The sequence below is a fragment of the Herbaspirillum sp. WKF16 genome (assembly GCF_028993615.1).
Lineage (GTDB): Bacteria > Pseudomonadota > Gammaproteobacteria > Burkholderiales > Burkholderiaceae_D > Herbaspirillum.
On sequence record NZ_CP118632.1, the window covers coordinates 4,067,341 to 4,091,415 of the forward strand.

At 64.5% G+C, this 24,075-nt stretch carries 18 protein-coding genes and 1 tRNA gene; 12 read left to right on the forward strand and 7 right to left on the reverse strand.

Features of this window, described 5'->3' with window-relative positions; all coding sequences use genetic code 11:
* The first annotated feature begins 50 nt into the window (after positions 1–50).
* The 6 genes from ilvA (at position 51) to rapZ (ending at position 6,231) form a co-directional block, all read left to right on the forward strand.
* Positions 51–1,604: a threonine ammonia-lyase, biosynthetic gene (ilvA, locus tag Herbaro_RS18370; RefSeq protein WP_275014055.1), complete on the forward strand. Its 1,554-nt coding sequence runs from the start codon at positions 51–53 to the stop codon at positions 1,602–1,604.
* Positions 1,605–1,678: 74 nt separating this feature from the next.
* A complete protein-coding gene (gene queF / locus Herbaro_RS18375) occupies positions 1,679–2,545 on the forward strand; it encodes an NADPH-dependent 7-cyano-7-deazaguanine reductase QueF (RefSeq protein WP_275011051.1) in 867 nt (288 codons plus the stop codon).
* Between the two features lie 366 nt (positions 2,546–2,911).
* Positions 2,912–3,481, forward strand: a complete 570-nt coding sequence (locus Herbaro_RS18380; RefSeq protein ID WP_275014056.1) for a hypothetical protein — start codon at positions 2,912–2,914, stop codon at positions 3,479–3,481.
* Positions 3,482–3,728: 247 nt separating this feature from the next.
* Positions 3,729–4,202, forward strand: coding sequence for a PTS sugar transporter subunit IIA (locus tag Herbaro_RS18385; RefSeq protein ID WP_275011052.1), 474 nt, complete (start codon positions 3,729–3,731; stop codon positions 4,200–4,202).
* A 137-nt stretch (positions 4,203–4,339) separates the two neighbouring features.
* Positions 4,340–5,278, forward strand: coding sequence for an HPr(Ser) kinase/phosphatase (gene hprK / locus Herbaro_RS18390; protein ID WP_275011053.1), 939 nt, complete (start codon positions 4,340–4,342; stop codon positions 5,276–5,278).
* Between the two features lie 89 nt (positions 5,279–5,367).
* The gene (gene rapZ, locus Herbaro_RS18395; RefSeq protein WP_275011054.1) at positions 5,368–6,231 is read left to right on the forward strand and encodes an RNase adapter RapZ; all 864 of its coding nucleotides are present in this window, start codon (positions 5,368–5,370) and stop codon (positions 6,229–6,231) included.
* An 18-nt stretch (positions 6,232–6,249) separates the two neighbouring features.
* Here the strand turns inward: rapZ and mutY are convergent, their stop codons facing one another.
* On the reverse strand, positions 6,250–7,392 hold the full coding sequence (mutY, locus tag Herbaro_RS18400) for an A/G-specific adenine glycosylase (RefSeq protein ID WP_275011055.1): 1,143 nt from the start codon (positions 7,390–7,392) through the stop codon (positions 6,250–6,252).
* Complete coding sequence (gene mutM, locus Herbaro_RS18405) at positions 7,389–8,210, reverse strand: bifunctional DNA-formamidopyrimidine glycosylase/DNA-(apurinic or apyrimidinic site) lyase (RefSeq protein WP_275011056.1); 822 nt, start codon at positions 8,208–8,210, stop codon at positions 7,389–7,391. The genes mutY and mutM overlap by 4 nt, the downstream gene beginning before the upstream one ends.
* A gap of 170 nt (positions 8,211–8,380) precedes the next feature.
* Between mutM and Herbaro_RS18410 the strand changes: the two genes are divergently transcribed.
* The 6 genes from Herbaro_RS18410 to Herbaro_RS18435 all read left to right on the forward strand — a co-directional run bounded on the left by Herbaro_RS18410 (position 8,381) and on the right by Herbaro_RS18435 (position 13,694).
* Complete coding sequence (locus Herbaro_RS18410; RefSeq protein ID WP_275011057.1) at positions 8,381–10,186, forward strand: tetratricopeptide repeat protein; 1,806 nt, start codon at positions 8,381–8,383, stop codon at positions 10,184–10,186.
* A 23-nt stretch (positions 10,187–10,209) separates the two neighbouring features.
* On the forward strand, positions 10,210–10,833 hold the full coding sequence (gene lolB / locus Herbaro_RS18415) for a lipoprotein insertase outer membrane protein LolB (RefSeq protein WP_275011058.1): 624 nt from the start codon (positions 10,210–10,212) through the stop codon (positions 10,831–10,833).
* Positions 10,834–10,868: 35 nt separating this feature from the next.
* Complete coding sequence (gene ispE, locus Herbaro_RS18420; RefSeq protein ID WP_275011059.1) at positions 10,869–11,738, forward strand: 4-(cytidine 5'-diphospho)-2-C-methyl-D-erythritol kinase; 870 nt, start codon at positions 10,869–10,871, stop codon at positions 11,736–11,738.
* Between the two features lie 69 nt (positions 11,739–11,807).
* Positions 11,808–11,884, forward strand: a tRNA-Gln gene (locus tag Herbaro_RS18425).
* A 124-nt stretch (positions 11,885–12,008) separates the two neighbouring features.
* A complete protein-coding gene (locus tag Herbaro_RS18430) occupies positions 12,009–12,959 on the forward strand; it encodes a ribose-phosphate pyrophosphokinase (RefSeq protein WP_275011060.1) in 951 nt (316 codons plus the stop codon).
* Positions 12,960–13,088: 129 nt separating this feature from the next.
* Positions 13,089–13,694: a 50S ribosomal protein L25/general stress protein Ctc gene (locus Herbaro_RS18435; protein ID WP_275011061.1), complete on the forward strand. Its 606-nt coding sequence runs from the start codon at positions 13,089–13,091 to the stop codon at positions 13,692–13,694.
* Between the two features lie 80 nt (positions 13,695–13,774).
* On the opposite strand, the gene Herbaro_RS18440 is transcribed toward Herbaro_RS18435, so the two are convergent.
* From Herbaro_RS18440 to Herbaro_RS18460, 5 genes are all read right to left on the reverse strand, one after another.
* The gene (locus Herbaro_RS18440) at positions 13,775–15,571 is read right to left on the reverse strand and encodes a M61 family metallopeptidase (protein WP_275011062.1); all 1,797 of its coding nucleotides are present in this window, start codon (positions 15,569–15,571) and stop codon (positions 13,775–13,777) included.
* A 166-nt stretch (positions 15,572–15,737) separates the two neighbouring features.
* Entirely contained in the window at positions 15,738–17,201 is a 1,464-nt protein-coding gene (locus Herbaro_RS18445; RefSeq protein ID WP_275011063.1) for a glutamate synthase subunit beta, read from the reverse strand.
* 108 nt (positions 17,202–17,309) lie between these two features.
* On the reverse strand, positions 17,310–21,986 hold the full coding sequence (locus Herbaro_RS18450) for a glutamate synthase-related protein (RefSeq protein WP_275011064.1): 4,677 nt from the start codon (positions 21,984–21,986) through the stop codon (positions 17,310–17,312).
* Positions 21,987–22,191: 205 nt separating this feature from the next.
* Complete coding sequence (locus tag Herbaro_RS18455; protein WP_275011065.1) at positions 22,192–22,917, reverse strand: transposase; 726 nt, start codon at positions 22,915–22,917, stop codon at positions 22,192–22,194.
* 161 nt (positions 22,918–23,078) lie between these two features.
* Complete coding sequence (locus Herbaro_RS18460; protein ID WP_275011066.1) at positions 23,079–24,044, reverse strand: TerC family protein; 966 nt, start codon at positions 24,042–24,044, stop codon at positions 23,079–23,081.
* Positions 24,045–24,075 lie beyond the last annotated feature (31 nt).

Here is a 24,075-nt window from a genome sequence, read left to right on the forward strand (position 1 = left end):
CGAGCCGTTTTTCCCTTTATCCGCTTGCGATATGACCGCGCCCAAACGCTATCAACGCCTTCACACCTGACGACAAAATGAGTAACGATTATCTTAAGAAAATCCTGACCGCCCGCGTCTACGACGTCGCCCAAGAAACGCCGCTCGAGCTGGCCAATACGCTGTCGCAACGGATTGATAATCGAATTTACTTCAAGCGCGAAGACATGCAGAGCGTGTTCAGCTTCAAGCTGCGCGGCGCCTACAACAAGATGGCACACCTGACGCAAGCGCAATTGAAGCGCGGCGTCATCTGCGCCTCGGCCGGCAACCACGCCCAGGGCGTGGCGCTGTCGGCGGCGCGCCTGGGCTGCCGCGCGGTGGTGGTGATGCCGACCACAACGCCGCAGGTCAAGATCGACGCCGTCAAGGCGCGCGGCGGCGAGGTGGTGCTGTTCGGCGACTCCTTCACCGACGCCTACAACCATGCGCTGACGCTGGAAAAGAAGCACAAGCTGACCTTCGTCCATCCGTTCGACGATCCCTACGTGATCGCCGGCCAGGGCACGGTCGCCATGGAAATCCTGCGCCAGCATCCCGATCCGATCCACGCCATCTTCGTGGCCATCGGCGGCGGCGGCCTGATCTCCGGCGTGGCCGCCTACGTCAAGGCAGTGCGCCCGGACATCAAGATCATCGGCGTGCAGACCGCCGACTCCGACGCCATGGCGCGCAGCCTGAAGGCCGGCCGCCGCGTGACGCTGCCGGACGTCGGCCTGTTCTCCGACGGCACCGCGGTCAAGCTGGTGGGCGAAGAGACCTTCCGCCTGGCCAAGAAGTATGTGGACGAGATCATCATCGTCGACACCGACGCCGTCTGCACCGCCATCAAGGATATCTTCCAGGACACCCGCAGCATCGTCGAGCCGGCCGGCGCGCTGGCCCTGGCCGGCGCCAAGGCCTACGTGGAACGCGCCCGCAACAGCAAGCAGCCGATCCGGGACCAGTCGCTGGTGACCATCGCCTGCGGCGCCAACATGAACTTCGACCGCCTGCGCTTCGTGGCCGAGATGGCCGACGCCGGCGAGGCGCGCGAAGCGGTGTTCGCGGTGACCATCCCCGAGGAGCGCGGCAGCTTCCGCCGCTTCTGTGAGACCATCGGCCCGCGCAACGTGACCGAATTCAACTACCGCATCAGCGACGCCAAGTCGGCGCACGTCTTCGTGGGCGTGCAGATCTCCGGCGCCGACGAGGCCGGCAAGATCGCCCGCAATTTCGAGAAGGCCGGCTTCGGCGTGCTCGACCTGACGCACGACGAACTGGCCAAGGTGCACATCCGCCACCTGGTCGGCGGCAAGAGCGAGCTGGCCGGCGAGGAGCTGCTGTACCGCTGCGAATTCCCCGAGCGCCCGGGCGCGCTGATGAAGTTCCTCTCCAGCATGAACCCGAACTGGAACATCAGCCTGTTCCACTACCGCAACCAGGGCGGCGACGTCGGCCGCATCCTGATCGGCGTGCAGGTGCCGAAGAAGGAAATGAAGGAATTCCGCACTTTCCTCGCCCAGCTCGGCTACCGCCACTGGGACGAAACCAAGAACCCGCTGTACAAGCTGTTCCTCGGATAAGACCGGGGCCGGCGACGCCGCTGCCCACAGCAGGGCGCCGCCGGCACAGCGCGCAGCATCGCAGGAGAATCATCATGGACAAGCCAAACCCGTCCCAATCCGCCGCCGGCCACTCGCCGGAAACCTCGCCGCTGGGCAAGAGCTCGGAGTATCCCGACGCCTACGACGCCTCGCTGCTGTTTCCCATTCCGCGCGCGCCCAAGCGCGCCGAACTGCAGATCGCCGGCACCCTGCCGTTTTTCGGCGTGGACATCTGGACCGCCTACGAGATCTCGTGGCTGAACCTGCGCGGCAAGCCGCAGATCGCCATCGCGACCTTCATCGTGCCGGCCGACTCGCCCAACATCATCGAGTCCAAGTCCTTCAAGCTGTACCTGAATTCCTTCAATCAGGAACGCCTGGAAAGCTCGGCGCAGCTGCTGGAAAAACTGCGCGCCGATCTCTCGGCGGCGGCCGGCGCCGCAGTGCAGGTGACGCTGACGGAGCCGGCGCAGTTCGGCCAGCTGAAATTCGGCGAACTCGCCGGCCTGCCGCTGGACCGGCTGGATGTGGAGATCGAAGCGGCGTCCCATCCCGACGGCGCCATCCTGCGCGCCAGCCAGGACGAGGCCACCGTCGAGGAGACCTTCGTGTCGCACCTGCTCAAGTCGAACTGCCCGGTCACCGGGCAACCGGACTGGGGCAGCGTCCAGATCCACTACGTGGGCGCGCCGATCGACCAGGAGCGGCTGCTGAAGTACATCATCGGCTTTCGCGAGCACAACGAATTCCACGAGCAATGCGTGGAGCGCATCTTCATCGACATCATGCGCAGCTGCAAGCCGCAAAAGCTCGCCGTGTACGCGCGCTACACGCGGCGCGGCGGCCTGGACATCAACCCCTGGCGCAGCAATTTCTCCAGCGGCGCGACGCCCTCTCAATTGCGCAACGCGCGCCAGTAAAGCCGCCTCACCGGCTCCCGCGCGCGCCAGAAGCGCCGGCGGGAAGCCTCAATAAATTGTTACCAATTCTTGCCGGACGCCCCCGGCATCCGGGGCGCTACGGACATCCCGCGACCATTTCGTAACATTTCCCTTTCCGGCCAACAAGGCCGGTGGGGAATCTTTGCGAAACAATTCCGGTCTGTATCCATGACGGCGCGGGAGGAACAGCCCGCGCATCGCCGTCGACTCCGTCCACAACCAGTCATGTCGCCATGCCTGCCGTCCGCATCCCGGATGCGCGGGCTTCAGCCGGCAACCCAGAACAACATGGAAAACATCACCGAGCGCCCGCGCGCGCAGCCTCCCCATTCCCTTTCGACCGGCATGCGCCGCGGCGCAGCCTGTGTCTCGCTGGCCGCGGCCGGCGCATTGTGCTGGGCTCCCGCAGCGCATGCCGAGGAGGACCAATACAGCCTGTGGCAAGCCACCAGGAATCATGCGTCCGACATCTGGAATCAGGGCGACGACGCCGTCTATCTCTCCGGCGTGGCGCACCACGGGCGCGGCACCTACACCAAGGAGAAGCTCAATGAACTCAATGAGCACGCCTGGGGCGTGGGCTACGGCAAGACCCTGCGCAACGGAAACGGCGACGATGAATCGCTGTACGGCTTCGTGCTCAAGGATTCGCATCGCCATCCGCAATACATGGCGGGCTATGCCTACGAGTACGTGGTCCCGGTCGCGCACAGCGGCCTCGAGCTGGGCCTGGGCGGCACCGCCATGTTGATGAGCCGGCAGGACTACTTCGGCAGCGTGCCGTTCCCGATCGCCTTGCCGATGGCATCGATCGGCACCAGGAAGGGCAAGATCATGTTCGCCTACGTGCCGCGGCTGTCGAAGAACAAGAACAACGGCGACGTGCTTCTGATCTTCGGCCGCATCGAGATGTAGGTGTCGATGCAAGGAACGCGCCCCGCGATGAGGCGCCGCTGCCCTCGGGCGGGGCGAAATATCATGCCGGCAACTTGATTTTCAACAACTTTCCGGCACACATCGCGGGCGACGCCGCAGCCTGTGGCAAAACGCTCCATTCCAGTCAAATTCACTGCTTGTTCTGCGCTTTCAAAGCGTTGCGGGGCCCTCAAACAGGCCTATAATCCTGCTCAAAGTCTCACCCCGTTGTAATTCTTTGAGCGTCATGACTAATCTTGCAAAAATCCTGTCTCCAGAAAATGTCGTCCTGGATCTGGAAGTCTCCAGCAAAAAAAGAGCTTTCGAACAAGCCGGCCTGACATTCGAAAACAATAGCGGCATCGCCCGCTCTACCGTTTCCGAAAACCTGTTTGCACGAGAGCGCCTCGGCTCCACCGGGCTGGGCCATGGCGTTGCCGTCCCGCACGGCCGCATCAAGGGACTCAAGGCTCCGCTGGCGCTGTTCATGCGCCTGTCCGCGCCCATCCCCTTCGAATCCCCCGACGGCCAGCCCGTGAAGCTGCTGGTGTTCCTGCTCATTCCCGACCATGTGACCCAGCAGCACCTGGAGATCCTGTCCGAGATTGCCGAGATGTTCTCCGACGACGCCTTCCGCAATGAGCTCGCCACCGAGCCGGACGCCGCCGCCGTGCACGCCCGCATCGTCACCTGGCAGCCTTCGCTGGAAAAGGCCGGCTGATCGGCCCGAACCCGGCGCCGGCCGCTTTGCGCGCGCCGGCAAATTCTGTACCCTGCATCTGAACCGCCGCCCGCGCCCGGGCCGGCTTCACGCTTGCATCACGTTCCCGCTACCCAACCAGCCAGCATCGGACCTACATGCCCAATTACTCCGCGTTGTCGATCCAGCAGCTTTACGAAGAAAACCGTGAATCCCTGCAACTGGGCTGGTTCGCCGGCTTCCCCGGCGGCGAGCGCCTGATCTCGGGCGACGCGGTCTCGGCCGCCGACCAGGTCGGCCACTTGAACCTGATCCACCCGGGCCGCATCCAGATCTTCGGCCACCAGGAGATCGAGTACTACCAGCGTCTCTCCAACACCTCGCGCGCCTACCAGACCGCCGAACTGGTGGCCGGCGAGCCGCCCGCCTTCATCATCGCCCAGGGCCTGTCGACGCCGCCGGACATCCTGGCGGTCTGCGATGAAAAGAACATCCCGCTGTTCTCCACGCCGCTGCCGGCGGCGCAGGTGATCGACTACCTGCGCGTGTATCTCTCCAAGAAACTGGCGCAGCAGATCACCATGCACGGCGTGTTCATGGACGTGCTGGGCGTGGGCGTGCTGATCACCGGCGAATCGGGGCTGGGCAAGAGCGAACTGGGACTGGAACTGATCTCGCGCAGCCACGGCCTGGTGGCCGACGACGCGGTGGAGTTCGCCCGCATCGCGCCCAACATGATCGAGGGACGCTGCCCGCCGCTGCTGCAGAACCTGCTGGAGGTGCGCGGCCTGGGGCTGCTGGACATCAAGGCCATCTTCGGCGAGACCGCGGTGCGCCGGAAGATGCGCCTGAAGCTGATCGTGCACCTGGTCCGGCGCAGCACGCTGGAAGAAAACTACGAGCGCCTGCCGCTGGACGCGCAATACGAGGAAGTGCTGGGCCTGCCGATCCGCAAGGTGGTCATCCCCGTGGCGGCCGGCCGCAACATCGCGGTGCTGCTGGAGGCCGCCGTGCGCAACACCATCCTGCAGCTGCGCGGCATCGATACCCTCAAGGAATTCATCGAGCGCCAGCGGCGCGCCATGAACGGCGAGTAAGCGCGGGCGGCCGCTGGCGCAAATCCCGCCCAGCGGGAACCTGCATTCCTGTCACGCGGCTTACATGATGCTTGCGTTATGATGACGGGATGCGAATCGTTCTGATCACCGGCATTTCCGGCTCCGGCAAATCCGTGGCACTGCATGTGCTGGAGGACGCCGGTTATTTCTGCGTGGACAACCTGCCGCCGGCGCTGTTGTGCGACCTGGTCGACACCCGCATCAGGGAAGGCGCCAGCATGCTGGCCGTGGCCACCGATGCGCGCAGCGCCGATTCGCTGGCCACCCTGCGCACCGACATCGACAAGCTCAAGGCCGACGGCCATGACGTCAAGGTGTTCTTCCTGACCGCCTCCAACGAGGCGCTCATCACCCGCTTCTCCGAGACCCGCCGCAGCCACCCGCTGTCGCACCGCCTGCTGCCCGGACGCAATCCGGCCGACCGGCTGACGCTGACCGAATGCATCGACATCGAAAGGGAAATGCTGGGCGACATGCAGGAGATCGGCCACGTGATCGACACCTCGCAGCTGAGCTCGAACAAGCTGCGCCGCTGGATCAAGGGACTGGTGGACCTGGAGCGCTCGCCGCTGACGATCCTGTTCGAATCCTTCGCCTTCAAGCACGGCCTGCCGCTGGACGCCGACCTGGTGTTCGACGTGCGCATGCTGCCCAACCCGCACTACGACGCCGCGCTGCGCCCGCTGACCGGACGCGACGATCCGGTGGTCGAATTCCTGGCCGGCTACCCCGAGGTGGCCAGCATGCTGGGCGACATCCGCGGCTTCATCGAGAAGTGGCTACCTTCGTTCAAGGACGACAACCGCAGCTACCTCACCATCGCCATCGGCTGCACCGGCGGCCAACACCGCTCGGTGTACATCGCCGAGCAGCTGGCGCGCCACTTCCGCGCCAGCGAACAAGTAGTGTGCCGCCACCGGCAGCTGGACTGAGCCGAACCGCCCCTTCCGCTATACGGCGGCCAGCAGGTCGTCGCTGCGCAAGACCCCCAACAGCAATTTCTTGACCGGCGCCGGCAAGGGCGCATCGGCCAGCCTGTGCACCGGGTACCAGACCATGGCGCCCTGCGCGATGCGCTGGCCGCGGCTCTTCAGCGCGACCTGGAACGGCGCGACATGCAGCTTGAAGTGCGTGAAGACGTGCGAGAACGGCTGCAGCTTGCGGCAGCCCTCCAGTTCGCCGTAGGGCTGCACCAGCGTGCGCACCGCGCCGTCGAACTGGGCCGCGTCGCCGACGGCGATCTCCGGCAGCGACAACAGGCCGCCCCAGATGCCGCTGTCGGGGCGCTGCTCCAGCAGCACGTCGGCGCCGTGGGTGACCACCAGCATCACGGTTTCCCGCTCGGGCACCGCCTTCTTCGGCTTGGACACCGGCAGCTCGCCCACGCGGTCCTGCGCCAGCGCGACGCAGCGCCCGGCCAGCGGGCATGTCGCGCAGGAGGGCTTGCCGCGCACGCACAGCGTGGCGCCGAGGTCCATCAGGCCCTGCGTATAGGATTCGATGCCTTCGTCCGGCAGCAAGGCGACCGCGCGCAGCCAGAGCTTGTCTTCGATCGGCTTGGCGCCGGGATAGCCGTCGATGCCGAACACCCGCGCGAATACGCGCTTGACGTTGCCGTCCAGGATGGCGGCGCGACGGCCGTAGGAGAACGCGGCGATCGCCGCCGCGGTGGAACGGCCAATGCCGGGCAGGTCGGCCAGCAGATCCGGATCGTCGGGGAAGCGCCCGCCATATTGCTCCACCACGCGCTGCGCGCACTTGTGCAGGTTGCGCGCGCGGGTGTAATAGCCCAGCCCGCTCCACAGCGCCATCACATCCTCGGACGGCGCAGCGGCCAGGCTGAAGACATCCGGGCAGCGCTCCAGGAAACGCTGGTAGTAAGGAATCACGGCGGCCACCTGGGTCTGCTGCAGCATGATCTCGGAGAGCCAGACGCGATAGGCGTCGCGCGTGTTCTGCCAGGGCAGCTTATGGCGGCCGTGCCGCTTCTGCCAGGCGATCACCGCCGCCGAGAACGAGGGATCCTCATAGCGCTCGCCGGCGTGCGGCGCGGGCAAGGCCTTGCGCCGCGGCTTGTCGACCAGGCCCTTCATTTCTGGCAACTCACGCAGTAGAAGGTGGAACGCTGGCCTTGCTTGATCTGGCGGATCGGCGCGGCGCACACGCGGCAATCCAGCCCGGTGCGGTTGTACACGAAATAGCTTTGCTGGAAATAGCCGGACTGGCCGTTGACGGAGATGAAGTCGCGCAGCGTGCTGCCGCCCTGCTCGATGGCCGCGGCCAGCGTCTCGCGGATGGCCTCGGTCAGCCGCTCGTAGCGCGCCAGGCTGATCTTGCAGGCCGGCGTCTTGGGATTAATGCGCGCCTTGAACAGGCTCTCGGAGGCATAGATGTTGCCCACGCCGACCACGATGTCGCCAGCCAGCAGCACCTGCTTGATCGGCGCCGAACGGGCACGCGTCTGGCGGAACAGCTCGCGCGCCGTGAATTTTTCCTGCAGCGGCTCCAGGCCCAGGCCGCGCAACAGCATGTGCTCCTCGACATCGCCCTCGGCGGCGTCGTGCCAGAGGATCGCACCAAATCGCCGCGGGTCGGTCATACGCATCACCTGGCCGCCGACCAGCAGGTCGAAGTGATCGTGCTTCTGCGGGGCGATGCCAGGCGGCAAAATGCGCAGGTGACCGGACATGCCGAGGTGCACGATGAGCGTGCCGTGGTCGAAGTTGATCAGCAGGTATTTGCCGCGGCGGCCGGTGGCGCGCACGGTGCGGCCTGCCACCAGCGCGTCCAGCCCGGCCGGGAACGGCCAGCGCAGCCCGGTATGGCGCATGACGACGCCGCTGACGGTCTTGCCATCGAGATATGGCGCGACCCCGCGGCGGGTGACTTCTACTTCTGGCAATTCTGGCATCTGGCTACGTCTGGAGGGCTGGCTGGTGGGAACTCCATATGATAATGCAGATGCCGAAAACAAGACCCGGGCCCGCTTGCGCCATGCCAGGATGCATTACACTCCGCTTACAGCAAAGCAATAGCGCTTGGGCGTAAAATCGAAACTTCCAGAATCGTCAGGACGACACCTTGAAAAAAACCATCGCCCTCCTAACCAGCACCTTGCTGTTGTCCGCATGCGCGAGCTTCCAGCAGTCCGGCGACCAGGCGAACGCCGCCGCGCAGGACCAGAAGACGGCCTCGGCCAAGTCGGCGGCGGCCAACCGCAAGAAATCGCCCAAGGCCCGCACCCAGCAGCAGGAAGACGCGCTGCCGGCGGTCGAGCTGAGCGAAGACATCCTGTACAAGGTTTTGACAGCCGAGATCGCCTTCCAGCGCGGCCAATGGCAATCGGCCTATGTGACCATCCTGTCGGCCGCGCAGCAGACGCGCGATCCGCGCCTGGCCAAGCGCGCCGCCGAGATCGCGGTCACCGCGCGCCAGCCCGCCGAGGCACTGGTGGCGGTGCGCCTGTGGACCGAACTGGCCCCGCATTCGGATGAGGCCCTGCAAAACTACCTGGGCCTGATCATGCTCTCCGACAGCGTCGACGAGATCGAGCCGCTGCTGACCCAGCGCCTGGCCGACGCCGCGCCGCAGGCGCGCGGGCCGATGATCCTGCAGATCCAGCGCCTGCTGGCGCGGGCCAAGGACAAGCAGTCCAGCTTCGCCATCCTGCAGAAGGTGACCCAGCCCTACGGCGACCTGATGGAAACCCACCTGGCGCTGGCGCAGGCCGCCTTCAACGTGGGCGACGCCACCTATGCCCAGCGCGAGGCGCGCGCCGCGCTGAAGATCAAGCCCGATTCCGAGCTTGCGATCCTGACCGCGGCCCAAGTCGCGCCCGACACCAAGGAAGCCACCAAGCTTATCACCGAGTTCCTGCGCAAGTATCCGGATTCGCGCGAAGTGCGCGTCGCCTATGCCCGCAGCCTGGTCGAGCAGAAGGACTTCAAGCAGGCGCGCAGCCAGTTCGAGGCGCTGCTCAAGGAAGACGGCGAGGACCCGACCACGCTGTTCGCGCTGGGCGTGCTCTCGGCCCAGACCGACCAGCTGAAGGATGCCGAAAACTATCTCAAGCGCTACCTGCAGGTGCTGGCCGCCCAGCCCGAGGACGACCGCGACCCGAGCCAGGCCATCCTGCTGCTCTCGCGCATCGCCGAGGAGCGCCAGGACTACGACGCCGCGCTGCGCTACCTGGACCAGGCCGAGCCGGGTTCGGACGGCTACGTCAACATCCAGGTGCGCCGCGCCCAGCTGCTGGCGCGCAAGACCGACATCGACGGCGCGCGCAAGGCGCTGGAGGCGGCGCAGTCGGAATCGTCCACCGATGCCGAACAGCTGCAGCTGCTGCAGGCCGAGTCGCTGCTGCTGCGCGACGCCAACCGCAACCAGGAAGCCGCCGACGTGCTCAAGAGCGGCATCGAGCGCTTCCCCAACAATACCGACCTGCTGTACGACTATTCGATGGTGCTGGAGAAGCTCGGCAAGTACGACGAGATGGAAAAGTCGCTGCGCCGCGTGATCTCGCTGGCGCCGGGCAACCAGCACGCCTATAACGCGCTGGGCTACTCGCTGGCCGATCGCAACATCCGCCTGCCGGAAGCGCTGGAGCTGATCCGCAAGGCGGCCGAGATGGCGCCGCAGGATGCCTTCATCGCCGATAGCCTGGGCTGGATCCAGTTCCGCATGGGCCAGCTCGACCAGGCCGAAACGCAGATGCGGCGCGCCTATGGGCTGCGCCCGGATGTGGAGATCGGGGTGCACCTGGGCGAAGTGCTGTGGACGCGCGGCAAGCAGGACGAAGCCCGCCAGGTCTGGCGCGAAGTCCAGGCCAAGGATCCCGACAACGAAGTCCTGAAAAGCACGCTGGCGCGGCTCAACGTCAAGCCATGATGCAGGCGAGGCAAGCAAGCCCGATGGCCGCCCTGCGCCGCGCGGCCGCTGTCGGCGCGATGTCGCTGGCGGCCCTGCTGGCCGGCTGCGCCGACTTGCAGCAATCCACGCAGGCGGGCTCCGGCAGCGCCCCGGCATACCGGGAAAGCATCAGCCTGGCCGGCCGCATCTCGGTCCAATATGAACAGGGCAACGCGCCGCAGTCGCTGCACGGCAGCTTCATCTGGAAGCAGGCGCCGCGCGAAATCGACCTGGAAATGCTCTCGCCGCTGGGCCAGACCGTGGCCACCATCAACGTCAAGCCGGGCATCGCCACGCTGGTGCAGTCCGGCCGCGCGCCGCAAGTGGCGCCGGACGTGGATGAACTGGCCGCACAGGCGCTGGGCTGGCCGCTGCCGGTCTCGGGCATGCGGCATTGGCTGCAAGGCACCGGCACCGACGTCGCGGGCAAGACCTTCACCGCCACGCCCGGGCAAGAAGAGACCGGCTTTTCCACGCGGGACGGTTGGCGCGTGGTGTACGCCAACTGGCAGACCGATCCCGCCAGCGGAGAAATCCGCCCCAAGCGCATCGACATGACGCGCAATACCGAACAAGCCGGCAAGGTCGCCATCCGCATCGCGGTCGACAGCTGGAACCAGCCCTGAGCCGCACCTGGGTACCTGACATCGAAGCTCCCCGCATGACCACTGCCCTCACCGCCTGCCCGGCGCCCGCCAAGCTCAACCTGTTCCTGCACGTCACCGGCCGCCGGCCGGACGGCTATCACCTGTTGCAATCGGCCTTCCAGCTGATCGACCGCTGCGACACGCTGGACTTCACCGTGCGCGACGACGGCCGCATCGCGCGCGCCAACGACATCCCCGGCGTGCCGGAAGAAAGCGACCTGGTGGTGCGCGCGGCCAAACTGCTGCGCGAGACCGCCGGCCGCGCCGAACTGGGCGCATCCATCACGGTGAACAAGATATTGCCGATGGGCGGCGGGCTGGGCGGCGGCTCGTCGGACGCCGCCACCACGCTGCTGGCGCTGAACCATTTATGGCAGACCGGCTTCACGCGCCGGAAATTAATGGAGATCGGCCTGAAACTGGGCGCCGACGTGCCCTTCTTCATCTTCGGCCGCAACGCCTTCGCCGAGGGCGTGGGCGAAGCGCTGTCCCCGCTGGCGACGGCCGATTGCTGGTATGTGGTGATCGAACCCGGGGTCTCGGTTCCGACCGCAATAATTTTTTCATCGAAACAATTGACAAGGGATACCGAAGCCGTCAGAATAACGGACTTTCCTGATGCGACGAAACAAGTTGCTTCGAGCTTCGGGAAGAACGATCTGGAAATGGTGGCAAGCCGGCATTTCCCTGAAATTGCGGAAGCAGTCGAATGGCTGAGCAAGTTCGGGAACGCCAGAATGACCGGATCCGGCGCCTGTGTGTTTTGTGCATTCGAACACGAACAGCAGGCAGACGAAGTGCTGAAACATTTGCCTTCGCGCTGGATCGGCTGGAAAGCCAAAGCGATGCAGGAACATCCTCTCGCCCATTTAGTGAAGTCGTAGCGAAGAATTGGTTTGACGAAGAATCTGCGCGCCTGAGCGCGCGATGAAACGGCAAACAGCAGATTGCGTAGGGGAATCGCCAAGTTGGTTAAGGCACCGGATTTTGATTCCGGCATTCCAAGGTTCGACTCCTTGTTCCCCTGCCATTAAATTAAGGACCGGCCGGTCGGCCAGATGTCCAGTCAAAAAAATAAGCCGTCAATGTGAGACCCATCAGTCAAGCATTGTCGGCTTTTCGACTTTATAACGTTTGCATTCAGGGATACCCACATGGCACTTGAAAACCTGATGGTTTTTACCGGCAACGCCAATCCGGAATTGGCGCGAGGCGTCGCTGAAAAACTCGGTATCCCGCTGGGCAAGGCCAATGTTTCCAAGTTCTCCGATGGCGAAGTCATGGTGGAGATCAATGAAAACGTTCGCGGCAAAGACGTTTTCGTGCTGCAGTCGACCTGCGCGCCGACCAATGACAACCTGATGGAAATCATGATCATGGTCGACGCATTGAAGCGCGCATCGGCCGGCCGCATCACCGCCGCCATCCCCTATTTCGGCTACGCCCGCCAGGATCGCCGCCCGCGTTCGGCGCGCGTCGCGATCTCGGCCAAGGTGGTTGCCAACATGCTGCAGGAAGCCGGCGTCGAGCGCGTCCTGATCATGGACCTGCACGCGGACCAGATCCAGGGCTTCTTCGACATTCCGGTGGACAACATCTACGCCTCGCCCATCCTGCTGGGCGACCTGGTGGCCAAGAACTACGACGACCTGCTGGTCGTGTCGCCCGACGTCGGCGGCGTGGTGCGCGCCCGCGCGCTGGCCAAGCGCCTGGGCTGCGACCTGGCGATCATCGACAAGCGCCGCCCGAAGGCCAACGTCTCGGAAGTGATGAACATCATCGGCGAAGTCGAAGGCCGCAACTGCGTGATCATGGACGACATGGTCGACACCGCCGGCACCCTGACCAAGGCCGCCGAAGTGCTCAAGGAACGCGGCGCCAAGAAGGTGGTGGCCTATTGTACCCACCCGGTGCTGTCGGGCCCCGCGATCGACCGCATCAGCAATTCGCCGCTGGACGAGCTGGTGGTGACCGACACCATCCCGCTGTCGCCCGCCGCGCGCGGCTGCCCAAAGGTGCGTCAGTTGACCTGCGCCGACCTGCTGGCCGAGACCTTCAAGCGCATCACGAAGGGCGACTCCGTCATGTCGCTGTTCGCCGAGTAAGACAGATTCGAATTCGCCTCGCCGCAATCCTGCGGCGGGGTTTTTCATATCCCCTGGTCGCGGGGGATATTTACCACGCAGGGCATACGTCAACGCAACGACGCGCCTTGCCAACATTGGAGCTTTAACATGAAAGTCATCGCCTTTCCGCGCAAAGAACAGGGCACCGGAGCGAGCCGCCGCCTGCGTATTGCCGGCCAAACTCCCGGCATCGTCTACGGCGGCACCGCTGCCCCGCTGAACATCGCTCTGGACCACAACGCGCTGTACCACGCGCTGAAGAAGGAAACCTTCCACTCGTCCATCCTGGACCTGGAAATCGAAGGCAAGGTCGAACAAGTGCTGCTGCGCGACTTCCAAGTCCACGCATACAAGCAACTGGTCCTGCACGTCGACTTCCAACGCGTGGACGCTTCCCAGAAGCTGCACACCAAGGTGCCCCTGCACTTCGTGAACGCTGAAGTGTCGCCTGCCGTCAAGCTGCACGCCGGCATCATCAGCCACGTCGCTTCGGAACTGGACGTGTCCTGCCTGCCGGGCAACCTGCCGGAATTCATCGAAGTCGACCTGGCCAAGCTGGACGTCGGCCAATCGATCCACCTGGCTGACCTGAAGCTGCCCAACGGCGTGACCGCCGTGACCCAGGAAAACCTGACCATCGCCACCGCCACCGTGCCGGCCGGTCAAGTGTCCGCTGAAGGCGGTGCTGCTGAAGGCGCCGAAGAAGCCAAGTAATTCGCTTCCGCTTCAAATAAGAAACCCGCCTGATGGCGGGTTTTTTATTGCCGTCGTTGCCGGCATCGCTCCCTGCACGCTCAGGCCTTCAACTTCAGCCAGGATTCCCGCTGGCGCACCATGGCCGCCGGCTTGCCCAATGCCGCCAGCGTCACCTGCGGCGCGACATCGGCCTTCAGCTTGAGCGTGAACTCCATCAGCTCGTCGCGGCGGAAGGCGTGCACACGTACCGTATCGTTGACGCGATAGCGCGCCAACAGGCCATCCGCGCCCGACGCCGGCACCCGCAGGCCATCGATGGCCACCAGCTTGTCGCCCGCCGACAGGCCGGCCTGCATCGCCGGGCCGCCTTCATGCACGACGGCCAGCTTGGCGTCGCCGCCGTCCTTGCTCACGCGCGCGCCCAGCCAGGGCTTGGCGTCCCTGGGCAGCGCATCGTCATAGCTCACGCCGAAGGCCGGCAGCAGCTCGCCCAGCGGCAGGTCCTCGGTGCCGCGGATGAAGCGCTCATAAAAACGCTTCAGGTCGGCGCCGCTCAGCTCTTCCATCAGCGCCAGGATGCCATCCTCCGGCACGCCCTGCGCGCCGCCCTCATAGAAGTCCCGACCATGGCGCTCCCAGAGGCCGCGCATGACGTCGTCCAGCGAGCGACGGCCGCGCGTCTGCGCGCGGATCGTCAGGTCCAGGCCCAATGCCACCAGCGAACCCTTGGTGTAGTAGCTGACGATGGCGTTGGCGGCGTTCTCGTCCTGGCGGTAGTACTTCACCCAGGCGTCGAAGCTGGACTCGGCCACGCTCTGCTTCTTGCGGCCCGAACCGCGCAGCACGCCGGTGACGGTCTTGGCCAGCAGCTTCAAGTAATTGTCGGTATCGATGACGCCGGTGCGCACCAGGAACAGGTCGTCGTAGTAGCTGGTGAAGCCTTCGAACAGCCACAGCAGCGAGGTGTAGTTCTCCTGGCGCAGGTCGTAGGGCGCGAACACCGCAGGCTTGATGCGCTTGACGTTCCAGGTGTGGAAGTACTCGTGGCTGCACAGGCCGAGATAGGTGCGGTAGCCGTCGGTCTGTTCAGGCTTGCCCTTGACCGGCAGGTCGGCGCGCGAGCAGATCAGCGCGGTCGAGGCGCGATGCTCCAGGCCGCCGTAGCCGTCGCCCACCGCCAGCGTCATGAAGACGTAGCGCTGCATGGGCGCGCGCTTTTTCTTGGGCTCGAAGAAGGCGATCTGCGCTTCGCAGATCTTCTTCAGGTCATCGCACAGGCGCGCCATGTCGAGATTGGGTACGCGGCCGGTGATCACCACGTCGTGCTGCGCGCCGTGCGCCTTGAAGCTGGCCAGCGCGAAATCTCCGATTTCCACCGGGTGGTCGATCAGCTCGTCGTAGTCCTTCGCCGCGTAGCTGCCGAAACCATAACGCCGGGCCTTGAGCTCGGGCAAGGAGGTGGCCACGCGCCAGCGCTTGAACGCCTCGCCCTGCGGACGACCGATGTCGACCACATGCTGCGCGCCCTCGAAGCCATGCGCCGCGAGGAACACGCTGGTGCCGTTGAAGAAGCCGTGGGTCTGGTCCAGGTGCGCGGTGCGCACGGAAAGATCCCAGGCATAGACCTGGTAGGACAAGGTCAGCGCGCCGCCGCATGGCGCGGCCTGCCAGGTGTGCTTGTCCAGCTTTTTCACCGCCACCTTGCGCCCGCCCGACTCGCCGCGCAACTGCACGATGTTCTTGCCGAACTCGCGGATCATGTAGCTGCCCGGGATCCAGGCCGGCAGGGAAAACACCTGGCCATCGGCGGCCGGCTTGTCGACCGTGACGGTGACGTCATACATGTGGGATGCGGGATCGCTGGAGGAGATGGTGTAGCGGATTGGATTGGCCATGTGGGTCCTTGCCTGCGCCTGGTTGGCGAATCGTGACATTTTACTTGAGCGTCCTACGCAGCGGCATCCCTCTCTGCGGCGTGTTGCGCACGAAAAAAAACCGGACAGACTTGCGTCTGCCCGGGTCCAGGTCAAATGAAGCTAAATCGTTGTTGTCGGTTCGGAATCAGCGCGGCAGCAGCGAGGCGCCCATCAGGAACTCGTCCACTGCGCGGGCGCATTGGCGTCCTTCACGGATCGCCCACACCACCAGCGACTGGCCGCGGCGCATGTCGCCTGCGGCGAACACCTTGTCGACCGAAGTCTTGTAGCAACCTTCGCCGTCGGTGGTGGCGCGCGCGTTGCCGCGGGCATCCTTCTCCACGCCGAAGGCGTCCAGCACCTGCTGCACCGGCGACACGAAGCCCATGGCCAGCAGCACCAGGTCGGCTTTCACTTCGAACTCGGAGTCGGGCACTTCCACCATCTTGCCGTCCTTGAACTCGACGCGCGCCGCGATCAGCTTCTCGACCTTGCCGCCCTTGCCTTCCAGGCGCTTGGTGGTGACCGCGAAATCACGCTCGCAGCCTTCCTCGTGCGAGGACGAGGTGCGCAGCTTGATCGGCCAGTACGGCCACACCAGCGGCTTGTTCTCCGATTCCGGCGGCTGCGGCATCAGTTCGAACTGGACCACGGCTTCGGCGCCGTGGCGGTTGGAGGTGCCCACGCAGTCGGAACCGGTATCGCCGCCGCCGATCACCACCACGTGCTTGCCGGTGGCCATGATCTGGTTCTTCAGCTTGTCGCCGGCGTTGACCTTGTTCTGCAGCGGCAGGAAGTCCATCGCGAAGTGCACGCCCTTGAGCTCGCGGCCGGGAACCGGCAGGTCGCGCGGCGCTTCGGCGCCGCCGGAGATGATGATGGCGTCGAAGTCTTTTTGCAGCTGCTCCGGCGAGATGGTTTCCTTGGACCAGTTGGTGACGGTCTCAGGGAAATCCTTGCCGACGAAGACGCCGGTGCGGAAGGTCACGCCTTCAGCCGCCATCTGCTCGACGCGCAGGTCGATGTGCGATTTTCCCATCTTGAAGTCGGGGATGCCGTAGCGCAGCAGGCCGCCGACGCGATCGTTCTTCTCGAACAGGGTCACGTCGTGGCCGGCGCGCGCCAGCTGCTGCGCCGCCGCCATGCCGGCGGGACCGCCGCCGACCACGGCCACCTTCTTGCCGGTCTTGATGGCGGCCGGTTGCGGCACCACCCAGCCGTTTTCCCAGCCCTTGTCGATGATGAAGTGCTCGATCGACTTGATGCCCACGGCGTCGTTGTTGATGCCCAGGGTGCATGCCGCTTCGCACGGCGCCGGGCAGATGCGGCCGGTGAACTCGGGGAAGTTGTTGGTCGAATGCAGGGTATCCAGCGCTTCCTTGTAGTTGCCGCGGTAGACCAGGTCATTCCAGTCAGGAATGATGTTGTTGACCGGGCAGCCGTTGTTGCAGAACGGAATGCCGCAATCCATGCAGCGCGCGCCCTGGATCTTGGCGTCGCCTTCGCTCAGGTGCAGGACGAATTCCTTGTAGTGCTTGGTGCGTGCGGCAGGCGCTTCGCTGGCCTCTTTCAGGCGCTGGTATTCCATGAAACCGGTTGCTTTTCCCATTTTCCTCTCACATTTCTCGCTAAGGATGCGGCGGGCGGCGATGAATTATTCATTGAGTTCGCCACGCCCGCCGGCGTGCTTGATTGATCCGAAAGTACGCTGCGCTGGTTACGCGGCGACCTTCTCCTTCTTGGCTTCGGCAGCGGCGGCCAGTTCTGCCAGCGCGCGTTTGTATTCGGTCGGGAAGACCTTCACAAACTTCGCGCGCGAGGCCGCCCAGTTGTCCAGCAGGTAGCGCGCGCGCGTGCTGCCGGTGTACTTGAAGTGCCGTTCAATCAAGCCACGCAGGATGGCTTCGTCGGTCTGGCGCTCGCCGCCTCGCGACAGGCTGTGCCAGACATTGCGGGCCACTTCGTGCGCTTGCTCGGTGTCGGCCAGCACCTTGTCCAGGGCCACCATCGAGGTATTGCACTTGGTGGCGAAATCGCCATCCGGGTCGTACACGTAGGCGATGCCGCCCGACATGCCGGCGGCGAAGTTGCGGCCGGTATTGCCCAGCACCACCACGGTGCCGCCGGTCATGTATTCGCAACCGTGGTCGCCGGTGCCTTCCACCACGGCGATGGCGCCGGAGTTGCGCACCGCGAAGCGCTCGCCGGCCACGCCGTTGATGAAGGCCTCGCCGGTGATGGCGCCGTACAGCACGGTGTTGCCCGAGATCATGTTGTCCACGGCGCGGCCGCGGAACTCGGTGTTCGGACGCACGATGATGCGCCCGCCCGACAGGCCCTTGCCGACGTAGTCGTTGCCTTCGCCGACCAGGTCCAGGGTCACGCCCTTGGCCAGGAAGGCGCCGGCCGACTGGCCTGCGGTGCCTTGCAGCTGGATATGGATGGTGTCATCCGGCAGGCCTTCGTCGCCATAGCGCTTGGCGACTTCGCCCGAGAGCATGGCGCCGACGGTGCGGTTCAAGTTCTTGATCGTGGAGATGAAGGAAACCTTCTCGCCCTTTTCCAGCGCGGGCTGCGCCTGGGAGATCAGCTTGTGGTCCAGCGCCTTGTCCAAGCCGTGATCCTGATAGTCGGTGTGGTAGACCGGCAGGTTCGATTCAGGCTGGTGGAAGATGCGGCTGAAGTCCAGGCCGCGGGCCTTCCAGTGCGCGATGGCCTTGGTGCGGTCCAGCAGGTCGGCGCGGCCGATCAGCTCGTCGAACTTGCGGATGCCCAGCTGGGCCATGATCTGGCGCGCTTCTTCGGCGATGAAGAAGAAGAAGTTGACCACGTGCTCGGGCTTGCCCGAGAACTTGGCGCGCAGCACCGGATCCTGCGTGGCCACGCCCACCGGGCAGGTGTTGAGGTGGCACTTGCGCATCATGATGCAGCCTTCCACCACCAGCGGCGCGGTGGCGAAGCCGAACTCGTCGGCGCCCAGCATGGCGCCGATGACGACGTCGCGGCCGGTCTTCATCTGGCCGTCGGCCTGCACGCGGATGCGGTTGCGCAGGCCGTTGAGCACCAGGGTCTGCTGGGTTTCGGCCAGGCCGAGTTCCCAGGGCGAGCCGGCGTGCTTGATCGAGGACAGCGGCGAAGCGCCGGTGCCGCCGTCATGGCCGGCGATCACGACGTGGTCGGACTTGGCCTTGGCCACGCCTGCGGCGACCGTGCCCACGCCCACTTCCGACACCAGCTTGACCGAGATCGAGGCGCGCGGGTTGACGTTCTTCAGGTCGTGGATCAGCTGCGCCAGGTCTTCGATCGAGTAGATGTCGTGGTGCGGCGGCGGCGAAATCAGGCCCACGCCCGGCACCGACACGCGCAGCTTGGCGATGTATTCCGACACCTTGTGGCCCGGCAGCTGGCCGCCTTCGCCCGGCTTGGCGCCCTGCGCCATCTTGATCTGGATCTGGTCGGCCGAGATCAGGTATTCGGCGGACACGCCGAAACGGCCCGAGGCCACCTGCTTGATGCGCGAACGTAGCGAGTCGCCTTCCTGCAGCGGGATGTCGACTTCGATGTGCTCGCGGCCGATTTCCGAGGCCAGGGTCGCGCCCTGCTTGATGGGGATGCCCTTGAGCTCATTGCGATAGCGGTTGACGTCTTCGCCGCCTTCGCCGGTGTTGGACTTGCCGCCGATGCGGTTCATCGCGATGGCCAGCGTGGCGTGCGCCTCGGTCGAGATCGAGCCCAGCGACATGGCGCCGGTGGCGAAGCGCTTGACGATTTCCTTGGCAGGCTCCACTTCATCGATCGAGATGGCGCGCGACGGATCGATCCTGAACTCGAACAGGCCGCGCAGCGTCATGTGGCGCTTGGACTGGTCGTTGATGATCTGGGCGTACTCTTTGTAGGTGTTGTAGCTGTTCGAACGGGTCGAGTGCTGCAGCTTGGCGATCGCGTCCGGCGTCCACATGTGCTCTTCGCCGCGGATGCGGAAGGCGTACTCGCCGCCGGCATCCAGCGCGTTGGCCAGCACCGGGTCGGCGCTGAAGGCCGCGGTGTGCAGGCGCAAGGCTTCCTCGGCCACCTCGAACACGCCGATGCCCTCGACGTTGGAGGCGGTGCCCTTGAAGTACTTGTCCACCAGCGCCTTGGACAGGCCGATGGCTTCGAAGATCTGCGCGCCGCAGTAGGACATGTAGGTCGAGATGCCCATCTTGGACATGACCTTCAGCAAGCCCTTGCCGACCGCCTTCTGGAAGTTGTAGATCGCCTTGTCGGCCGACAGGTCGCCCGGCAGGCCGCGCGCCATTTCGGACAGCGTATCCATCGCCAGGTACGGGTGGATGGCTTCGGCGCCATAACCCGCCAGCAGCGCGAAGTGGTGGGTCTCGCGCGCCGAGCCGGTTTCCACCACCAGGCCGGTGGAGGTGCGCAGGCCCTTGCTGACCAGGTGCTGGTGGATTGCCGAGGTGGCCAGCAGCGCCGGGATCGGCAGTTGGTCGGGACCGACCTTGCGGTCGGACACGATCAGGATGTTGTGGCCCGACTTGACCGCGTCCACGGCCTTGGCGCACAGCGACGCCAGGCGCGCTTCGATGCCTTCCTTGCCCCAGGCGACCGGATAGCAGATGTTCAGTTCATGCGACTTGAACTTGCCGCCGCTGTGTGCGCTGATGTTGCGCAGCTTGGCGATGTCGTCGTAGTCCAGCACCGGCTGCGTCACTTCCAGGCGCATCGGCGGGTTGATGTTGTTGGTGTCGAGCAGGTTGGGCTTGGGTCCGATGAAGGACACCAGCGACATGACCAGGGCTTCGCGGATCGGGTCGATCGGCGGGTTGGTCACCTGCGCGAACAGCTGGCGGAAGTAGTTGTAGAGCGGCTTGTTCTTGTTGGACATGACCGCCAGCGGCGAGTCGTTGCCCATGGAACCGATCGCCTCTTCGCCGCTGGTGGCCATCGGGGCCATCAGGAACTTGACGTCTTCCTGGGTGTAGCCGAAGACCTGCTGCAGGTCCAGCAGCGACAGTTCGGACGCGGCCTGGCGCGGCTCGTTCTCGAGTTCGTCCAGCTTGACGCGCACCGAGTTGATCCACTGCTTGTAGGGCTTGGCGTTGGCGTAGGTGTCCTTCAGTTCCTTGTCGTCGATGATGCGGCCGGCGTCCAGGTCGATCAGGAACATCTTGCCCGGCTGCAGGCGCCACTTCTGGATGATCTTGGATTCGGGAATCGGCAGCACGCCGGATTCGGAAGCCATCACCACCAGGTCGTCGTCGGTGACGATGTAGCGCGCCGGGCGCAGGCCGTTGCGGTCCAGCGTGCCGCCGATGTGGCGGCCGTCGGTGAAGGCCAGCGCGGCCGGGCCGTCCCACGGTTCCATCATGGCGGCGTGGTATTCGTAGAAGGCGCGACGGTTGTCGTCCATCGAGGTGTGGTTTTCCCAGGCCTCGGGCACCATCATCATCATCGCCTGCGGCAACGGGTAGCCGGCCATGACCAGCAGCTCCAGCGCGTTGTCGAAGCTGGCGGTGTCGGACTGGCCTTCATAGATCAGCGGGAACAGCTTCTTCAGGTCCGAGCCCAGCACGGCCGACTGCATCACGCCTTCGCGGGCGCGCATCCAGTTGAAGTTGCCCTTGACGGTGTTGATTTCGCCGTTGTGGGCGATCAGGCGGTACGGGTGGGCCAGCGGCCACTCGGGGAAGGTGTTGGTGGAGAAGCGCTGGTGCACCAGGGCCAGGGCCGAGACGCAGCGCTCGTCCTGCAGGTCCTTGTAGTACACGCCGACCTGATCGGCCAGCAGCAGGCCCTTGTAGACCACGGTGCGGGCCGACATCGAGGGCACGAAGAATTCCTTGCCGTGCAGCAGGTTCAGCGCCTGGATGGCGTGGCCGGACGACTTGCGGATCACGTACAGCTTGCGCTCCAGCGCGTCGGTCACCATGATGTCCGGGCCGCGGCCGATGAAGATCTGGCGGATCACCGGTTCTTTTTCGCGCACGGTGGGCGACATCGGCATGTCGGTGTCGACCGGCACGTCGCGCCAGCCCAGCACGATCTGGCCTTCGGCCAGCACGGCGCGTTCGATTTCCTGTTCACAGGCGATGCGCGAGGCGTTTTCCTTGGGCAGGAACACCATGCCTACGCCATATTCGCCCGGCGGCGGCAGGTCCACACCCTGCTTGGCCATCTCGTCGCGGTAGTACTGGTCGGGAATCTGGATCAGGATGCCGGCGCCGTCACCCATCAGCGGGTCGGCGCCGACGGCGCCCCGGTGGTCCAGATTCTTCAGAATGAGCAAACCCTGGTCAACGATGGAATGGGATTTCTTGCCCTTGATGTGGGCGATGAAACCGACGCCGCAGGCGTCATGTTCATTTGCTGGGTCGTAAAGGCCTTGCGCGTGCATAACGGTACTCCACCACATTGACAGTAAGGATTTGAAGAATAGTGCAGTGCACCCAATAGTTCAATGAAAATAAAAGGGGTCGGAGTTAATTTAATTTCCTCACGATTTCTAGGAAATTTTAATTAGGGACACAGTAAAGAAGACTGAACTAAGCAATTGATTTAAAAGATTTATTTTTTTCAGATGCTTGCTTAAAAGACTGCTACTACGACTCGTCGCCGGCGTCACCATCGGCCGCGGGCGCCTTCGCCAGCATCGGCCGGCCTCGCTTGGCGGGGCTTACGCGACGGCGCGTCTGCCGCTCCAGCGCCACCTTGAAATCCTCCGAGCCCAGCGCCCACCCCTTGAGCGTGGCGTCGGTAATGGTGGCCACGTCATCCTGGGACAGCGCCTCTTCGGTCAACTGCCGATAGGCAATTTCGCGGTCGAAAGGCGTATTGCCGATCGACCAGTAACGGGGATGGTCGGTAACGAGGCCATCCTGTTTTGCGCCAATGTGATGCATGTAGCTCGACCAAGGGTAGTCGCCGGGCGCCGCGACCAGGCCGTTGCGCACCGGATTGAGCTCGATGTACCGGCACACGGCCAGCAGGTAGAGCTCGGCGTCCACCACGGTGGCGCGGTAGCGCCCCTGCCACAAGGTGCCGCTGCGGCCGTATTTCTGGTTGAAGTACGGGACGTAGTGGCGCCCTATCCACTGCATCATCCGTGCCAGGCCCTGGTCGTCGGCGGGCGTGGCCAGCAGGTGGATATGATCCGGCATCAGCACATAGGCATGGATGGCGAGCTTGAACTGGCGCGCCGCCTCCTTGAGCCAGCCGAGGAAGGCCAGGTGATCGTCGGCGTCGCGAAAGATGCTCACGCCGTCGTGGCCGCGCTGGATGATGTGATGCGGCTGGTGGGGGGCGACGAGGCGGGGAAGGCGGGCCATGGCAGTTCGCATGAGGACGGAAGATGGAGCCGACATTCTAATGCGCTCCGTCCCCAATTAATTCCCCATTGCCGATTCGGCATGATCCCCAGGGTAAAAAAAACCGGCCGGATCGCTCCGGCCGGCCCAGGCCCTGCACCACACACCATTCGGCTCCCCGCTCAGGCGCTTTTCTTGTCCTTCGACAGCGCCAGGCTCAGGACGATGGACACCAGCAGGATCGCGCCCACCACCGCCAGCGACCACAGCACCGGAATGTGGAACCAATACGCCGCCAGCATCTTCAGGCCGACGAAGAGCAACACCAGCGCCAGGCCGTACTTGAGCAGGTGGAAGCGCTCGGCGGAATCGGCCAGCAGGAAGTACAGCGCGCGCAGGCCCATGATCGCGAACATGTTCGACGTGAAGACGATGAACGGATCCTTGGTGATGGCGAAGATCGCCGGAATGCTGTCGACCGCGAAGATCACGTCGGAAATCTCGATCAGCAGCAGCACCAGCATCAGCGGCGTGAAGTACTTGACGCCGTTTTTCACGGAGAAGAATTTCTCGCCGTCGTACTCGTTGCTGATCTTGAGGTGATTGCGCAGCCAGCGCAGCAACGGGTTGTCGCCAAGGTCGGGTTCCTTGTCGGCGAACAGCAGCATCTTCACGCCGGTAAACACCAGGAAGGCGCCGAACAGGTACAGGATCCAGCTGAACTGCGCGATCAGCCAAGCGCCCAGGAGGATCATCACGGCGCGCATCACGATGGCGCCGATCACGCCGTAGAGCAGCACCCGGCGCTGCAGTTCGGGCGGCACGGCGAAGTAGCCGAAGATCATCAGGAACACGAAGATGTTGTCGACCGACAGGGCCTTCTCGATCAGGTAGCCGGACAGGAACTCGGCGCCCTTTTCATTGGCGAATGCGCGCCCCACGTTGACGTCCAGGTACCACCACATGGCGCCGGCGAACAGGAGCGCCAGCGACACCCAGGCCAGCGACCAGCCCAGCGCCTCCCTGGGCGACACGCGGTGCGCGTTGCGCCCGCCCAGCGCAAACATGTCCAGCGCCAGCATGCCCAGCACGAATACGATGAAGCCGCCCCACATGGGGACGGTTGCGAAGCTCTCTACGCCATTCACGATTTACCTCTCGGTTCTTGGTCTGATGTTC

Coding starts and splice junctions, on each gene's coding strand:
- queF (WP_275011051.1), top strand. CDS start 1,679: ATGGACAAGCCAAACCCGTCCCAATCCGCCGCCGGCCACTCGCCGGAA.
- Herbaro_RS18380 (WP_275014056.1), top strand. CDS start 2,912: ATGCGCCGCGGCGCAGCCTGTGTCTCGCTGGCCGCGGCCGGCGCATTG.
- Herbaro_RS18385 (WP_275011052.1), top strand. CDS start 3,729: ATGACTAATCTTGCAAAAATCCTGTCTCCAGAAAATGTCGTCCTGGAT.
- hprK (WP_275011053.1), top strand. CDS start 4,340: ATGCCCAATTACTCCGCGTTGTCGATCCAGCAGCTTTACGAAGAAAAC.
- rapZ (WP_275011054.1), top strand. CDS start 5,368: ATGCGAATCGTTCTGATCACCGGCATTTCCGGCTCCGGCAAATCCGTG.
- mutY (WP_275011055.1), bottom strand. CDS start 7,392: ATGAAGGGCCTGGTCGACAAGCCGCGGCGCAAGGCCTTGCCCGCGCCG.
- mutM (WP_275011056.1), bottom strand. CDS start 8,210: ATGCCAGAATTGCCAGAAGTAGAAGTCACCCGCCGCGGGGTCGCGCCA.
- lolB (WP_275011058.1), top strand. CDS start 10,210: ATGGCCGCCCTGCGCCGCGCGGCCGCTGTCGGCGCGATGTCGCTGGCG.
- ispE (WP_275011059.1), top strand. CDS start 10,869: ATGACCACTGCCCTCACCGCCTGCCCGGCGCCCGCCAAGCTCAACCTG.
- Herbaro_RS18430 (WP_275011060.1), top strand. CDS start 12,009: ATGGCACTTGAAAACCTGATGGTTTTTACCGGCAACGCCAATCCGGAA.
- Herbaro_RS18435 (WP_275011061.1), top strand. CDS start 13,089: ATGAAAGTCATCGCCTTTCCGCGCAAAGAACAGGGCACCGGAGCGAGC.
- Herbaro_RS18440 (WP_275011062.1), bottom strand. CDS start 15,571: ATGGCCAATCCAATCCGCTACACCATCTCCTCCAGCGATCCCGCATCC.
- Herbaro_RS18445 (WP_275011063.1), bottom strand. CDS start 17,201: ATGGGAAAAGCAACCGGTTTCATGGAATACCAGCGCCTGAAAGAGGCC.
- Herbaro_RS18450 (WP_275011064.1), bottom strand. CDS start 21,986: ATGCACGCGCAAGGCCTTTACGACCCAGCAAATGAACATGACGCCTGC.
- Herbaro_RS18455 (WP_275011065.1), bottom strand. CDS start 22,917: ATGGCCCGCCTTCCCCGCCTCGTCGCCCCCCACCAGCCGCATCACATC.